The 14,347-nt window shown below is 69.6% G+C and carries 17 protein-coding genes and 1 rRNA gene; 12 read left to right on the top strand and 6 right to left on the bottom strand.

From position 1 onward, the window contains the following. The 4 genes from rrf to VF330_RS32000 form a co-directional block, all read left to right on the top strand. Positions 1–90: ribosomal RNA gene (gene rrf, locus VF330_RS32015) — 5S ribosomal RNA — on the top strand; the annotation flags it as partial. Positions 91–256: 166 nt separating this feature from the next. Continuing rightward, positions 257–1,888 (top strand): circularly permuted type 2 ATP-grasp protein, encoded by a 1,632-nt coding sequence (locus VF330_RS32010; protein WP_330855434.1) that lies wholly within the window; start codon positions 257–259, stop codon positions 1,886–1,888. 12 nt (positions 1,889–1,900) lie between these two features. Continuing rightward, positions 1,901–2,848 carry an alpha-E domain-containing protein gene (locus VF330_RS32005; protein WP_330855433.1) on the top strand — a complete coding sequence of 316 codons (948 nt, stop codon included), beginning with the start codon at positions 1,901–1,903 and terminating at the stop codon, positions 2,846–2,848. A 2-nt stretch (positions 2,849–2,850) separates the two neighbouring features. After that, positions 2,851–3,693, top strand: coding sequence for a transglutaminase family protein (locus VF330_RS32000; RefSeq protein WP_330855432.1), 843 nt, complete (start codon positions 2,851–2,853; stop codon positions 3,691–3,693). Between the two features lie 3 nt (positions 3,694–3,696). On the opposite strand, the gene VF330_RS31995 is transcribed toward VF330_RS32000, so the two are convergent. Continuing rightward, the gene (locus tag VF330_RS31995) at positions 3,697–4,404 is read right to left on the bottom strand and encodes an SDR family NAD(P)-dependent oxidoreductase (protein WP_330855431.1); all 708 of its coding nucleotides are present in this window, start codon (positions 4,402–4,404) and stop codon (positions 3,697–3,699) included. 103 nt (positions 4,405–4,507) lie between these two features. Between VF330_RS31995 and VF330_RS31990 the strand changes: the two genes are divergently transcribed. Next, positions 4,508–5,353: a helix-turn-helix transcriptional regulator gene (locus VF330_RS31990; RefSeq protein ID WP_330855430.1), complete on the top strand. Its 846-nt coding sequence runs from the start codon at positions 4,508–4,510 to the stop codon at positions 5,351–5,353. Positions 5,354–5,356: 3 nt separating this feature from the next. Here the strand turns inward: VF330_RS31990 and VF330_RS31985 are convergent, their stop codons facing one another. After that, complete coding sequence (locus VF330_RS31985; protein WP_330855437.1) at positions 5,357–5,779, bottom strand: type II toxin-antitoxin system PemK/MazF family toxin; 423 nt, start codon at positions 5,777–5,779, stop codon at positions 5,357–5,359. 90 nt (positions 5,780–5,869) lie between these two features. Here VF330_RS31985 and lepA point away from each other — a divergent pair, with 90 nt between their 5' ends. The 3 genes from lepA to VF330_RS31970 all read left to right on the top strand — a co-directional run bounded on the left by lepA (position 5,870) and on the right by VF330_RS31970 (position 9,164). Next, a complete protein-coding gene (gene lepA, locus VF330_RS31980) occupies positions 5,870–7,705 on the top strand; it encodes a translation elongation factor 4 (RefSeq protein WP_330855436.1) in 1,836 nt (611 codons plus the stop codon). A gap of 32 nt (positions 7,706–7,737) precedes the next feature. Continuing rightward, positions 7,738–8,562: a DUF72 domain-containing protein gene (locus tag VF330_RS31975; RefSeq protein ID WP_330855435.1), complete on the top strand. Its 825-nt coding sequence runs from the start codon at positions 7,738–7,740 to the stop codon at positions 8,560–8,562. A gap of 65 nt (positions 8,563–8,627) precedes the next feature. Next, entirely contained in the window at positions 8,628–9,164 is a 537-nt protein-coding gene (locus VF330_RS31970) for an EF-hand domain-containing protein (RefSeq protein WP_330855429.1), read from the top strand. A gap of 1 nt (position 9,165) precedes the next feature. Here the strand turns inward: VF330_RS31970 and VF330_RS31965 are convergent, their stop codons facing one another. Continuing rightward, complete coding sequence (locus VF330_RS31965) at positions 9,166–9,528, bottom strand: PPOX class F420-dependent oxidoreductase (RefSeq protein WP_330855428.1); 363 nt, start codon at positions 9,526–9,528, stop codon at positions 9,166–9,168. Beyond that, positions 9,525–10,112 carry a dihydrofolate reductase family protein gene (locus VF330_RS31960; RefSeq protein WP_330855427.1) on the bottom strand — a complete coding sequence of 196 codons (588 nt, stop codon included), beginning with the start codon at positions 10,110–10,112 and terminating at the stop codon, positions 9,525–9,527. The genes VF330_RS31965 and VF330_RS31960 overlap by 4 nt, the downstream gene beginning before the upstream one ends. Before the next feature lie 88 nt (positions 10,113–10,200). Between VF330_RS31960 and VF330_RS31955 the strand changes: the two genes are divergently transcribed. Continuing rightward, entirely contained in the window at positions 10,201–10,662 is a 462-nt protein-coding gene (locus VF330_RS31955) for a helix-turn-helix domain-containing protein (RefSeq protein ID WP_330855426.1), read from the top strand. 37 nt (positions 10,663–10,699) lie between these two features. Beyond that, positions 10,700–11,311, top strand: a complete 612-nt coding sequence (locus tag VF330_RS31950) for a class I SAM-dependent methyltransferase (protein ID WP_330855425.1) — start codon at positions 10,700–10,702, stop codon at positions 11,309–11,311. Positions 11,312–11,365: 54 nt separating this feature from the next. Here the strand turns inward: VF330_RS31950 and VF330_RS31945 are convergent, their stop codons facing one another. Both VF330_RS31945 and VF330_RS31940 read right to left on the bottom strand, forming a co-directional pair. Then, positions 11,366–11,593: a hypothetical protein gene (locus tag VF330_RS31945; protein ID WP_330855424.1), complete on the bottom strand. Its 228-nt coding sequence runs from the start codon at positions 11,591–11,593 to the stop codon at positions 11,366–11,368. A gap of 74 nt (positions 11,594–11,667) precedes the next feature. Beyond that, positions 11,668–12,099, bottom strand: coding sequence for a phosphohydrolase (locus tag VF330_RS31940; protein WP_330855423.1), 432 nt, complete (start codon positions 12,097–12,099; stop codon positions 11,668–11,670). Positions 12,100–12,198: 99 nt separating this feature from the next. Here VF330_RS31940 and VF330_RS31935 point away from each other — a divergent pair, with 99 nt between their 5' ends. Next, positions 12,199–13,665 (top strand): chitinase, encoded by a 1,467-nt coding sequence (locus tag VF330_RS31935; RefSeq protein WP_330855422.1) that lies wholly within the window; start codon positions 12,199–12,201, stop codon positions 13,663–13,665. Between the two features lie 130 nt (positions 13,666–13,795). After that, on the top strand, positions 13,796–14,347 hold a 552-nt coding region (locus tag VF330_RS31930), incomplete at its 3' end, for a nitronate monooxygenase (RefSeq protein ID WP_330855421.1).

Genomic DNA, 14,347 nt, shown 5'->3' with positions numbered 1-14,347 from the left:
CCCGGTCCCATTCCGAACCCGGTAGTTAAGCCCTTCTGCGCCGATGGTACTGCACTGGTTACGGTGTGGGAGAGTAGGTCGCCGCCGAACTTAATTTGCCCTGCGGGTCGAGCGCCACAAGCGCTCCCCGCAGGGCTTTTTTGTGTTCAAACGTGTGTGCTGGCCGTTGCGGTGGCGCGCCGAGTTCGTTTCCAGGAAGTTTCTTGTCCGGACGAACTAGTGCGCGAACGGCGCAGCTGGGGTCAAGATGTGGACCATGGACCACCGAGCCCGCACCTCAGGACTGCGCCGCAGCCGCACGGTCACCACGCCGAGGCTCGGTGCGTTGTTCAACGGCTACCTCGACCCGCAGCGGCCGCACGCCGACGCCTACGACGAGATGTTCTCCACCGACGACGGAGTGCGGAGCGCCTATCGCGCGCTGTACGAGTCGGTGGCTCCGTCGCAGGTCAACGACCTGAACGCGCGCAGTGAGGCGTTGGGACGGGCGTTCGTCGACCAGGGGATCACGTTCTCGCTGAGCGGTCAGGAGAGGCCGTTCCCGCTCGACCTGATCCCGCGGATCATCACCGCGAGCGAGTGGTCGAAGCTGGAGAAGGGCATCGTGCAGCGGGTGCGGGCACTGGAGATGTTCCTCGCGGACATCTACGGCGACGCCCAGATCGTCCGCGACGGAGTCTTGCCGCGGCGCCTCATCACGAGCTGCGAACACTTCCACCGGGAGGCGGCCGGCATCAGCCCGCCCAACGGGGTGCGCATCCACGTCGCCGGCGTCGACCTCGTCCGCGACGAGCAGGGCACGTTCCGGGTGCTCGAGGACAATCTGCGGTGCCCGTCGGGCGTCTCCTACGTGATGGAGAACCGCCGGACGATGGCGCGGGTGCTCCCCGACTTGTTCGCACGACACCGCGTGCGCGCGGTGGGTGACTACGCGATCCACCTGCTCAGGGCGCTGCGCAACGCGGCGGCACCCAATGCGGCTGACCCGAACGTCGTCGTGCTCACGCCGGGACTCGCGAACTCCGCCTACTTCGAGCACTCGTTGCTGGCCAGGCAGATGGGGGTGGAACTGGTCGAGGGGCGGGACCTGTTCTGCCGCGACAACTTCGTCTACCTCCGCACGACCGAGGGCGAACGCCAGGTCGACGTCATCTACCGGCGCATCGACGACGACTTCCTCGACCCCGTGCACTTCCGGCCGGACTCGGTGCTGGGCATCGCCGGCCTGCTGAACGCGGCACGGGCGGGCAACGTCGTCGTGGCCAACGCGGTGGGCAACGGGGTGGCGGACGACAAGCTCGTCTACACCTACCTGCCCGAGATCGTGCAGTACTACCTCGGCGAGAAGATGTTGCTGCCCAACGTCGACACGTTCCGGTGCTGGCTCCAGGACGAACGCACGCACGTGCTCGACCGGCTCGACGAGCTCGTGGTCAAGCCCGTCGAGGGCTCCGGCGGGTACGGGATCGTGTTCGGGCCGGACGCGACGGCCAAGCAGCTGAACTCGTTGCGCAAGCGGATCAGGACCAACCCGCGCGGGTGGATCGCGCAGCCCGTCGTGCAGCTGAGCACCGTGCCGACCAAGGTGGGCGACAAGCTCGCGCCGCGGCACGTCGACCTGCGGCCGTTCGCGGTCAACGACGGCAACTTCATCTTCGTCCTGCCGGGCGGTCTCACCCGCGTCGCGCTGCCGGAGGGCAGCCTGATCGTCAACTCGTCGCAGGGCGGCGGGTCCAAGGACACCTGGGTGCTCGCGGCGAAGTCGTCCACGCAGGAGCGTGAGCTCGCGGAGCCCGGCCTCGCCGGACCGTCCGACGTGGAGGTCGCGGCGGCCGAGCAGGGGCCGGAGCTGACGACTTCCCAGCAACAGCAACAACAGCAGCAGTAGAGGAGGCGCGGAGTGCTGGCACGCAACGCGGAGTCGCTGTACTGGATCGGCCGGTACGTCGAACGGGCGGACGACACGGCGCGCATCCTCGACGTCTCGGTCCACCAGCTGCTGGAGGACGCGACCGTCGACCCGGACGCCACCTCGCGGCAGCTCCTCACCGTCCTCGGCATCACGCCGCCGGCAGGCGCGGACCAGTTCGACGTGTGGTCGCTGACGGAACTGGTGGCGTACAACAAGGACAACCCGAGCTCGATCGTGTCGTCGGTCAACAGCGCGCGTGAGAACACCCGTGGTGCGCGCGAGGTCGTGTCGACCGAGATGTGGGAGTGCCTCAACGCGATGTGGAACGCCGTCGCGGAACGGGAGACCTACGCGCGCACGATGGGACCACACGCGTTCTTCAGTTTCGTCGAGGAACGCGCGGCGATGTTCGCGGGACTGGCGGACTCGACGATGTCCCGTGACGACGGGTGGCGGTTCCTCGTGCTGGGACGGTCGGTCGAGCGCGTCGACATGATCGTCCGCCTTCTCCTCGCACGGGTCGGCGACAAGGCGTCTTCTCCCGGCTGGGTCACGGTTCTGCGCTCCGCCGGCGCCCACGACACGTACCTGCGGACCTATCGCGGCGCGTTGGACGCGTCGCGCGTGGTGCAGTTCCTGTTGCTGGACAGGCTGTTCCCGCGGTCGGTGTTCCACGCACTGCGGCAGGCCGAGGCGTGCCTGGAACAGTTGGACGACCAGCCGTCGGTGCGAGTGGGTGCACGGGCCGAGGCGCTGCGGTTGCTCGGCAAGGCGCGCAGCGAGCTCGAGTTCCTGCGCCCGCACGACCTGCTCGACGACCTGCCGAAACGCCTTGCCGCACTGCAGAAGACGGTCCGTGACGTCGGTGAGGCCGTGTCGCAGCAATACTTCCACGTGGCGCCGTGGGTCGCCTGGACCAACACCGAGGTGGGCTGACCATGAGTTGGCGAGTGCGTGTGGTGCACACGACGGGCTATGTCTACGAGGCGCCTGTTGTGCAGTCGTACAACGAGGCACGGCTCACCCCGCGCGGTGACCGCCGTCAGAACGTGGTGGTGTCCCGCGTCGAGACGAGTCCCGCGACCCGTGCGTTCCGCTACACCGACTACTGGGGCACCGAGGTCACGTCGTTCGACCTGCACGCACCGCACACGGAACTGAAGGTCGTCGCGTCGTCCGTGGTGGAGACGAGCTCGGAGATCGAACCGGTGACCACCGGCACGTGGGCGGACATGCGCGAGGAGAACCTCCTCGACCGGTACACGGAGTTCCTCGAACCCACCCGCTACACGCCGCGCGACCGCGAACTGCTGGCCAAGGCGCGTGAGCTGAAGAGGGGCAAGTCGCCGTCGGAGGCCGTGCTGGCCGCATCGCAATGGGTGTGGGAACAGCTCACGTATCAGCCGGGGTCGACGGGTGTGCACACGTCGGCCGTCGACGCGTGGCACGAACGCAAGGGCGTGTGCCAGGACTTCGCGCACCTGAGCCTCGTCCTCCTGCGCGGCATGGGGATTCCGGCGCGGTACGTGTCCGGCTACCTGCACACGAAGGAAGAAGGCGCGCTGCGGGAGACCGTGCGCGGCGAGTCCCACGCGTGGATCGAGGCGTGGACCGGGGGCTGGTGGGGCTACGACCCCACCAACGCCATCCCGGTCGGGCCGCGGCACGTGTGGGTGGCGCTCGGCCGCGACTACGCCGACGTCGCGCCGTTGAAGGGCATCTACTCCGGCGGTGCGGCGACCGCGCTGGAGGTCACGGTGGACATCACGCGGCTCGCCTGAGGCTCACCAGGGCAGCGGGCCGTGCGCGGAGAAGAAGCCGCCGGTCGGGCCGTCGGGACCGGTCTGCGCCATGCGCACGATGATCTCGGCGCCCTCCTCGACGGTCTGCACGCCGGTGTTCGCGTTGAGGTCCGTCTTGGTGTAGCCGGGTTCCACGGCGTTGATCCGGATGTCGGGGAACGCCTTGGCGTACTGCACGGTGACCATGTTGACCGCCGTCTTGGACGCCGGGTACGCCACGCCGGGGTAGAAGTGGGTCGGCGAACCCGGGGTGCTGGCGGCGGTCACGGAGGCCAGGCCGCTGCTCACGTTCACGATGACGGGCGCGGCGGACCGGGCCAGCAGCGGCAGGAACGCGTGCGTGACGCGCACCAGCCCGAACACGTTCGTCTCGAACATCGTGCGCATGGTCTCGCCGGTGGTGTCCGCGGCGCTGACGATGCCGCCGTCCTCGGTCCGGCCCTCGACGCCCGCGTTGTTGACCAGCACGTCGAGCCCGCCGTCGGCCTCGACCGCCTTGGCGGCGGCGGCCACCGACGCGTCGTCGGTGACGTCGAGGACGACCAGGCGCGCACCCAGCCGCTCGGCCGCCTCGCGTCCGCGTCCGGAGTCCCTGCTGCCCAGGTAGACGGTGTGACCTGCCTCGATCAGGCGGCGGGCGGTCTCGAAACCGAGGCCCTTGTTGGCCCCGGTGATCAATGTCGTCGTCATGCACCCCAGGTTCGTCCGGCCCGAGAGGACCAGCCAGTCGACCGGTCTTCCTGGGACTGCCGGTACCAGGCACGTCGCCGGGCCGGGCGGCACAATCGGGGTCGTGGCTGCGACGGAGTTCGGACGGGCGGTGCGCCGCTGGCGGGACCGGCTCTCGCCCGAGGCGGCGGGACTTCCCGAGGGGTCGCATCGCCGTGCCGCGGGGCTGCGGCGGGAGGAGCTGTCGAGCCTGGCCGGGATCTCCGTCGACTACGTGACGCGCCTCGAACAGGGACGGGCGTCCAACCCGTCGTCGCAGGTCGTCGAGGCCCTCGCACGGGCGCTGCGGCTGTCGGCGGCCGAGCGCGAGCACCTGTTCCGGCTCGCCGAGCTCGTGCCGCCGGGAGCGGCGATGGTGCCAGCACACGTCACGCCGAGCGTGCAACGCATGCTGGACCGGCTGGCCGGCACTCCCGTCGCGGTGTTCGACGCGTGCTGGACGCTGCTGGTGGCGAACCAGGAGTACGCGGCGTTGATGGGCGACCCGACCGGCGTGCGCGGCAACGAGCGCAACGGCGTGTGGCGCACGTTCGTGAGCGGGGGCAGCCGGGCGCGGCAGTCGCCGGAGGAGCTGGACGCGCTGAAGGTCGCCCAGGTCGCCGACCTGCGGGCCGCCGCCGCCCGCTACCCGGCGGACGGGCAGCTGCAGCGGCTGGTCGGCGAGCTGCGGGCGCACAGCGAGCGGTTCGCCGAGCTGTGGGAGGCCGGCGCCGTCGGACGGCACGTCGCCGCCCGCAAGACCATCGAGCACCCGCGGGTGGGGGACGTGACGCTCGACTGCGACGTCATGACCGTGGCGGGCAGCGACCTGCGGATCATGATCTACACGGCGGAACCCGGGACCGAGGACGCCGAGCGCCTCGCGTTGCTCACCGTCCTCGGCACCCAGGCCCTGTCGTCGCGGGACTGACCGTCAGCGCCAGCCGTGGCGTTCGCGCAGCGCGTCCACGACCTCGCCGAACGCGGCGGGCGCCAGCACGGCGCCCTCGCGGCGGATGTCGTCGTCGGAGTCGAGCGCGAACACCCGGTCGAGCCGCAGGTAGGACGGCCGGCCCTCGCGGTCCCAGGCACCGGAGCCCAGCTCCAGGTAGTCGTCGCGCGGCTCCTTCGAGGAGAGCATCAACGCGATCAGGTCGCCGTTCGCGTGGCCCACGACCAGCAACGGGCGGTCCTTGCCGCGGTTCGCGTCCTCCTCGTAGGGCACCCAGGCCCAGACGACCTCGCCGGGGTCGGCATCGCCGTCCACCGAGGGCTCGTAGGCGAGCTTCGCGGCGCCGGCAGCGTCGTAGATTTCACGGACCGCGCCCTTCGCGGGGCGGGGGTCCTCACCGTTCATCTGCACGGGACGCACCCTAGTGGTGCAGAGCACCGGGGCCTCTATGGGACCATAAGGGGACACCCGTCCGATTTCCTGTTGAGGACTGCCTTGACCACGTTCGCCGACACGACCTTCACGCCTCCGGAGCTCATCCGGAACTTCTGCATCATCGCGCACATCGACCACGGCAAGTCGACGCTGGCCGACCGCATGCTGCAGCTCACGGGCGTGGTCGAAGCGCGGGCGATGCGCGCTCAGTACCTCGACCGCATGGACATCGAGCGCGAGCGCGGCATCACCATCAAGGCGCAGAACGTGCGCCTGCCGTGGCAGGTCGAGGGGCAGGACCACGTCCTGCACATGATCGACACGCCGGGCCACGTCGACTTCACCTACGAGGTGTCCCGCGCGCTGGAGGCCTGCGAGGGCGCCGTGCTGCTGGTCGACGCCGCTCAGGGCATCGAGGCGCAGACGCTCGCGAACCTGTACCTGGCGATGGAGAACGACCTCACCATCATCCCGGTGCTGAACAAGATCGACCTGCCCGCCGCGGACCCGGACAAGTACGCCAAGGAGATCGCGCACATCGTCGGCTGCGAGCCGGAGGAGGTGCTGCGGGTCTCCGCGAAGACCGGTCTCGGTGTCGAGGCGCTGCTGGACGAGGTCGTGAAGCAGGTCCCGCCGCCGGTCGGCGCGGACGACGCCCCGGCCCGCGCGATGATCTTCGACTCGGTCTACGACACCTACCGCGGCGTCGTCACCTACATCCGCGTCGTCGACGGCAAGATCACGCCGCGCGAGCGCATCAAGATGATGTCGACGGGCGCCACCCACGAGATCCTCGAGGTCGGCATCGTCTCGCCGGAGCCCAAGCCGTCCCGCGGCCTCGGCGTCGGCGAGGTGGGCTACCTGATCACCGGCGTGAAGGACGTCCGCCAGTCCAAGGTCGGCGACACCGTCACGTCCGAGCGCAAGGGCGCCACCGAGCCGCTCGCCGGCTACCGCGAACCGCGCCCGATGGTCTACTCGGGCCTGTACCCGGTCGACGGCTCCGACTACCCGGAGCTGCGCGAGGCGCTGGAGAAGCTGCAGCTCAACGACGCCGCGCTGACGTTCGAACCGGAGACGTCCGCGGCGCTGGGCTTCGGTTTCCGCTGCGGCTTCCTCGGCCTGCTGCACCTGGAGATCACCCGCGACCGCCTCGAACGCGAGTACGGCCTCGACCTGATCTCCACGGCCCCCAACGTCGTGTACCGCGTCGTGATGGAGGACGGCACCGAGCACGTCGTGACGAACCCGTCCGACTGGCCGGAGGGCAAGCGCGCCGAGGTCTACGAGCCCGTCACGAAGTGCACCATCATCGCCCCGTCCGACTACATCGGCGCGATCATGGAGCTCTGCCAGTCCAAGCGCGGCCAGCTCGGCGGCATGGACTACCTGTCGGAGGACCGCGTCGAGCTGCGCTACACCATGCCGCTCGGCGAGATCATCTTCGACTTCTTCGACTCGCTGAAGTCCCGCACCCGCGGTTACGCGTCGCTGGACTACGAGGAGGCCGGCGAGCAGGACGCGGAGCTCGTCAAGGTCGACATCCTGCTGCAGGGCGAGACGGTCGACGCGTTCAGCGCGATCGTGCACAAGGACTACGCCTACGCGTACGGCACGCGCATGGCGACCCGTCTGCGTGAGCTCATCCCCCGGCAGCAGTTCGAGGTGCCGATCCAGGCCGCGATCGGTGCCCGCGTGATCGCCCGCGAGACGATCCGCGCGATCCGCAAGGACGTGCTGGCCAAGTGCTACGGCGGTGACATCACCCGCAAGCGCAAGCTGCTCGAGAAGCAGAAGGAAGGTAAGAAGCGCATGAAGATGGTCGGCCGCGTCGAGGTGCCGCAGGAGGCCTTCGTCGCCGCGCTGTCCACCGACGAGCCGAAGGGCAAGAAGTAGCTTCGGTGGCACGTCTTCATGTCGGCTGCGCGATGTGGAACCACAAGGCGTGGCTCGGGAGGTACCTGCCGCAGTCGCTTCCCGCCGGGGAGCGGCTGCGGGCCTACGCGGGCTGGTGCAACGCCGTCGAGGGCAACACCACGTTCTACGCGACGCCCGCCAGGAAGACCGTCACCGCCTGGGCGGAGCAGACCGGCCCCGACTTCCGGTTCGTGGTCAAGCTGCCCAAGACCGTCACGCACGAGCGGCGCCTGACCGGCGTCGAGACCGAGATGCGGGCGTTCCTGGACGCGGTCGAGCCTCTCGGCGAGCGCGCGGTCCTGTGGACGCAGCTGCCCGGCTCGTTCGGCCCGGCGGAGGTCGACTCCCTGGTCCGCTTCCTGCGCAGGCTGCCCGCCGGCCTCCGGCGTGCCGTCGAGGTGCGCCACCCGCTGTTCTTCACCGACGGCAGGGCGACGTCGCTGCTGGAGGGCGCGCTCGCCGGTGTGGACGCCGAGTGGGTGCCGTTCGACACCGAGGTCCTCTTCCAGAGCCCGCCGACCAGCGAGGACGAGCGGGAAGCCTGGGACAGGAAACCGCGGTTGCCGCGGCGGACACGGGCGCTGACCGGCGAGCCGGTCGTCCGCTACCTGGGCCGCGACTCGGAGGAGGAGACGGTCGAGGGGTGGCGGCCGTGGACCGAGGTGGTCGCCGGCTGGCTGCGGGAGGGCAGGACGCCGACGGTGTTCCTGCACACCCCCGGCAACCACGACGCACCGGCACTGGCCCGCCGGTTCCACGACGAGGTGCGCGCGCTCGTACCCGACCTCGAGGCACTGCCCGAGCCCGAACCGGTCGAACCCGCGACCCTGTTCTGAGCGAAGCAGGTTCATCAGGTCGTGCGACTGTCGGCGTCCCGGCGCGTTGCCTAACGTCGGTGGTCATGACTTCTGTTGTGAGCCATGAGAACGACGTCCGGCGCTTCGAGAAGTGGGACGCCGACGGCGACGGGTTCATCGGCCGCGGTGACTACGAGGCGGAGGCGCGGCGGATCGTCGCCGCGTTCGGCGAGACCCTGAACAGCGGCCGCGGCCGTGCCGTCATGGAGGCGCTCGTCGTCCTCCACCGGCGCCAGGCCGAGGCGGCGGGCGTGGGACCCGGCGGCGCGATGACCCTGGAGCAGTACCTCGCGGCGAACCAGCGGCTGATGTTCGACCGCGGCGACGAGGGTTTCGACGACCTGCTGCGGCCGACCATCTCCGCGATCGCCGACCTGTGCGACACCGACCGCGACGGCCTGGTGGACAAGGTCGAGCTGCGCCGCTGGCTCGGTTCGGCGGTGGGCCTGAGCGACGCCGCCTCCGACGCCGCGTTCGACCGCATCGACCTGGACGGCGACGGCGTGCTCACGGTGGACGAGCTCGTCATCGCCGTGCGCGAGTTCCACTACGGACGGCTGGACATCTCGCTGCTGGGCTGAGTCACGCGGTGGGCTCGACGAGCGCGACGACCCGGTCGTCCTCGCGCGGGTAGGGCCCACCGAGGTACTTCTCGGCGATCCGGTCGATGATCTCCCACGCCTCGTCGCCCTCCAGCCACTCGACCACGCGGCCGCGCAGGCTGATGGGCTGGAACGGGTTGTCCGGGTGCGTCAGCGAGATCGCGAGGCGCGGGTCGCGGCGCAGGTTGCGGGCCTTGCGCGACGCCGGTCCGGTGAGGATCGCGATGTGGTCGCCGTGCGTGCCGATCCACAGCGGCACGGAGTGCGGCGCGCCGTCGGGCAGCACGGTGGCGAGGTGGGCGATCGGGGTGCCGTCGAGCACCGCGCGCAGGTCGGGGTTCATCGCGCGACCTCGTAACGGAGGTGCGTCACGCCGGGGGCCGGGACGACGTCGACCAGGCTGAGGCCGATGTGCGCGGGGAGCTCCTGGAAGAACGGGCGGCCGTGGCCGAGCAGGACCGGGACCTGGTGCAGCACCACCTCGTCGACCAGTCCGGCGCGCAGTGCCGCGTTCAGGACACCGCCGCCCATCAGGCCGACGTCCTTGCCGCCGGCGAGCTCGCGGGCCTTCGCGACGGCGTCCTCGATCGTGCCGGCAAGCGTTTGGCGCTCGGTGAGGTCGGCTGGGCGGCGGGTGAGCAGGACCAGCTCCGCGTTCGGGTGCGGGCTGCCGCCGCCGAAGCGGTCCGAGTCCTCGAAGGTGGTGCGACCGGCGACGACGGCGCCGAGGCGTCCGGCGTGGAAGTCGAACACCTCGGCGCTCGCCCCGCTGAGCGTGAAGCCGTCGAACTGCCGGCTCGGGGTGTCACCGCCGAAGTACCAGTCGAACAGCACGCCGCCGTCGCCGAGGCCGTGGCCGGGACGGGGGTCGCGGCCGGTGATGTAGCCGTCGACCGACACCGAGTGGGCGCTGATCACCTTGCTCATGTCATTCCTCCGAGTTCCCTCAAGAGACTCCGGGAACCGTAGCAGGCTTGAGTTCCTTCAGGGAACCCCGAGTTGCTAGGGTGGGCTCATGCAGCGCACGAGCTTCAGCGGGATGGCGTGTTCGATCGCGCGCACGCTCGACGTGATCGGCGAACCCTGGTCGCCGCTGATCCTGCGGGACGTGTGGGCAGGGATGACCCGGTTCGAGCAGCTGCAGACCGATCTCGGGATCTCCCGCAAGGTGCTCACGGAACGGCTGAACCACCTCGTGGCGCAGGGGGTGCTCGAACGGCGGCCGTACGACCAGCGCCCGCGGTACGAGTACGTGCTCACGCGCAAGGGCGCGGAGCTGGTCGACCTGCTGATGGTCATGAAGGGCTGGGGTGACCGGTGGCTCGCGGGGGAGGCGGGACCGCCCGTGCTCTACCGGCACCACGCGTGCGGGGAGATCGCGGACGTCGCACTGCGCTGCGACCGGTGCGGCGAGCCGATGCACGCCGGCGACGTCGACCTGCTGCCCGGACCGGGCGTTGCCAATCCGGCAACGTAGTTTGCCGTTTTCGCACGGGTGGGAGCACCTTGGTGCCATGACGACAGCACAGGAGTTCTGGGAGACCTTCTACTCGGAGCGGGACCAGGTCTGGTCCGGCAGGCCGAACCCGTTGCTCGTGCGCGAGGTCGAACGCCTCGCGCCCGGCAGCGCGCTGGACGTCGGGTGCGCCGAGGGCGGCGACGCCGTGTGGCTGGCGAAGCGGGGCTGGCGGGTGCTCGGGGTCGACGTGTCGCAGGTGGCGCTGGACCGGGCGCTGAAGCACGCGCACGACGCCGGCGTGGAGATCTCGGTGGAACGGCACGACCTCAAGGCCACGTTCCCCGACGGTGTGTACGACCTCGTCAGCGCGCAGTTCCTGCACTCGCCGGTCGAGGAGGACGGGGAGCGCAACAGCATCCTCAAGCGCGCGTCCGACGCCGTGGCTCCCGGTGGGCACCTGGTCATCGGCGGGCACGCCGGGGCGCCGTCGTGGTCGCCGCACCAGGACTACTACTTCCCGACGACCAAGGACGTGCTCGACCACCTGAAGCTCGCGGACAACTGGATCATCATCACCGACGAGGTGGTGGAACGGCCGCTGGTGGGGCCGGAGGGCCAGGAGGAGACCCGCAAGGACAACGTGCTGACGCTCAAGCGGTTGTTCTAGAAACGCGAAGGCCACCCTCGGCATCGTTGCCGGGGTGGCCCAAGGGGATGTACGTCAGGCGGAACGCAGGAGGCGGTCCATCGCCTGGCGGTTGATGATCGAACGGAGCTCACCGGTCTCCTCCGCCGGGTGGCGGGAGAGGATGGCGTCCAGCTCCAGTCGGTCACTCTCGGTGGTGTAGCTGGCCAACTGCCGCTCCAGGCTCTGGCGCTTGACGCGAGCAGCGCGGCGGGAGGCCAGGCTCGAGCGCAGGGACTTCACGGACAGGTCGTGGCGGGTCATCGTGTCCTTCCAATCTTGGTTACGTTTCGATAATACACCCTGCTCACGAGGTCTGTACCGATGAAGAAGGCGAGTTAGCTCACGTACTCGTCGAGCAACCTCAGGGCCCGCGCGTACTTGGCCTTCAGGCGCTCCTGCGTCGCCTCGTCCAGGCGCGCGATGCGGGCGGGGGAGAGGTTGTCGGCGATGTCCGCGTGCTTCACGGTGCGTGCCAACGGGTTCGCGGCCACGCGGCGCAGGTAGTCCTCCTGCGGTTCGTCCGGGAGGTGCGACAGGGCCACGACGGCGTCGACGACGACGGCCGGGCAGCCGCGCTCCAGCAGGTCCGCCGCGGTCACCGCGGTGTCCTCGACGACGTCGTGCAGCACGGCGGCCATCCGCTCGTGCTCGCCGGACACGGATCCCATGACCCGCAACGGGTGTCCGATGTACGGCCGGCCCGACTTGTCGACCTGCCCGTCGTGGGCCGAGGTGGCGATCGCGATGGCGTCTTCGAGGGTGAACACGGACATCAAGCTAATCCAGGACTTGACCGGACGCAGTGGTCTAGTCCATTTTTAGTCCACTCACAACATGGTCGCCGCATGAGTGTGTGGAGGTGGACCATGTCCAAAACCAGACGGGCAGCCGTAGCGCTGCTGTCCGCGTTCGTCGCCTGCGCCGGTCTGGTGCTGGTGATCACCGGCAGCGCCGCGGCGGCGAACCTCGCGGCCAACAGCGGCTTCGAGGCCGGCAACCTCGGCGGCTGGACCTGCACCGAGGGCACGAGCGTCACGAACGCCACCAAGCGCACCGGCTCGTACGCGCTGCAGGGCGCGCCGGTCGGGCAGAGCAACGCGCGGTGCCAGCAGACCGTGAGCGTGCAGCCGAACACGGCCTACAAGCTCAGCGCGTACGTCCAGGGCAGCTACGTCTACCTCGGTGTCACCGGCGGTGTCGAGAAGAACACCTGGACGCCGGGCACGAGCGGCTTCAGCCAGCTCACCGTCGACTTCAACTCCGGCAGCGCCAGCAGTGTCACGATCTACGTGCACGGCTGGTACGGCCAGCCCGCGTACTTCGCCGACGACTTCAGCCTCGACGGTCCCGGCACGCCGCCGACGACCACCACGACGTCGTCGAGCACCACCACTACGACGACCACGACCACCACGACGACGACTGGCAACCCGCCGAACACCGGTCTGCCCAAGCACGTCCTGACGGGCTACTGGCAGAACTTCTACAACGGTGCGCGCGCTCTGCGCCTGGCGGACGTGCCCACCACCTACGACATCATCGCGGTCTCGTTCGCCGACGCGACGGCCACGCAGGGCCAGGTCGCGTTCAACCTCGACCCCGGCCTGAGCAGCCAGCTCGGCGGCTACACCGACGCGCAGTTCCGCGCCGACGTGAAGACCGTGCAGAGCCGCGGCCAGAAGGTGATCATCTCCGTCGGCGGTGAGAAGGGCACGATCAGCGTCGCCAACTCCACCGCGGCGACGAACTTCGCCAACAGCGTGAAGTCGCTGATCTCCTCCTACGGCTTCAACGGCGTCGACATCGACCTGGAGAACGGCGTCAACGCCCAGTACATGGGTCAGGCGCTGCGCGACATCTACAACGGCGGCGGCAAGGTCATCACGATGGCGCCGCAGACGATCGACATGCAGAACGTCAACGCCGAGTACTTCAAGCTCGCGCTGGCGACCAAGGACATCCTGACGATCGTCAACATGCAGTACTACAACTCGGGGTCGATGCTCGGCTGCGACCAGCAGGTCTACAGCCAGGGCACGGTCAACTTCCTGACCGCGCTCGCGTGCATCCAGCTCCAGAGCGGCCTGCGCGCCGACCAGGTGGGCCTCGGTCTGCCCGCGTCGCCGTCCGGCGCCGGCGGTGGCTACCAGGCGCCGTCCAACGTCAACAACGCGCTCAGCTGCCTCGCCCGCGGGACGAACTGCGGGACGTTCAAGCCGAGCACGACCTGGCCGTCGATCCGCGGCGCCATGACGTGGTCGATCAACTGGGACGCCTCGAACAACTGGCAGTTCGCGAACACCGTTGCCCCTCATCTGGACTCCCTGCCCTAGATGATGGAAACGGGTCGGTGTCACGTCCACAATGGACGTGACACCGACGTCCGTTCGGAGTAGCCCCGCGTCGGCGACGACACAGGGGCTTCGCCGGGCATCCACTGCCCTGTCCAACTAGGTTGTGCTCATGTTCCCCACGCTGGCCGTGCCCGTGATCGCCGCGCCCATGGCGGGTGGCGCGTCCACCCCCGAGCTGGTCGCCGCCGTGAACGAAGCCGGCGGCCTCGGGTTCCTCGCGGCCGGGTACCTCACCGTCGAGCAGCTCGCGGAGAAGATCGTCCGCACCACCGAGCTCACCGCAAAACCGTTCGGGGTCAACCTGTTCGTGCCCGGCACGCGGTCGACCGCGGACATCTCGTCCTACGTGCAGCGGATCACCGCCTACGCGGACAAGGTCGGCGCGGTGCCCGGCGAGCCGCGGTGGGACGACGACAACTACTCCGCCAAGCTCGAACTGGTGCTGGCGCTGCGGGTCCCGGTGGTGTCGTTCACCTTCGGGCTGCCCGACCACGACGACGTGCGGCGGCTGCACGCGGCGGGGTCCACGATCGTCGTGACGGTCACCACGCCGAGCGAGGCGCGGCAGGCCCAGCAGATCGGCGCGGACGTCGTGTGCGTGCAGGGCGTGGACGCGGGCGGCCACCGCGGCACGTTCACCGACGACGGCATCTCACCCGGC

The organism is Lentzea sp. (genome assembly GCF_036380075.1).
GTDB lineage: Bacteria > Actinomycetota > Actinomycetes > Mycobacteriales > Pseudonocardiaceae > Lentzea.
The sequence above is the reverse complement of the archived record's forward strand: the minus strand, read 5'-3'. Positions and strand labels throughout refer to the sequence as shown.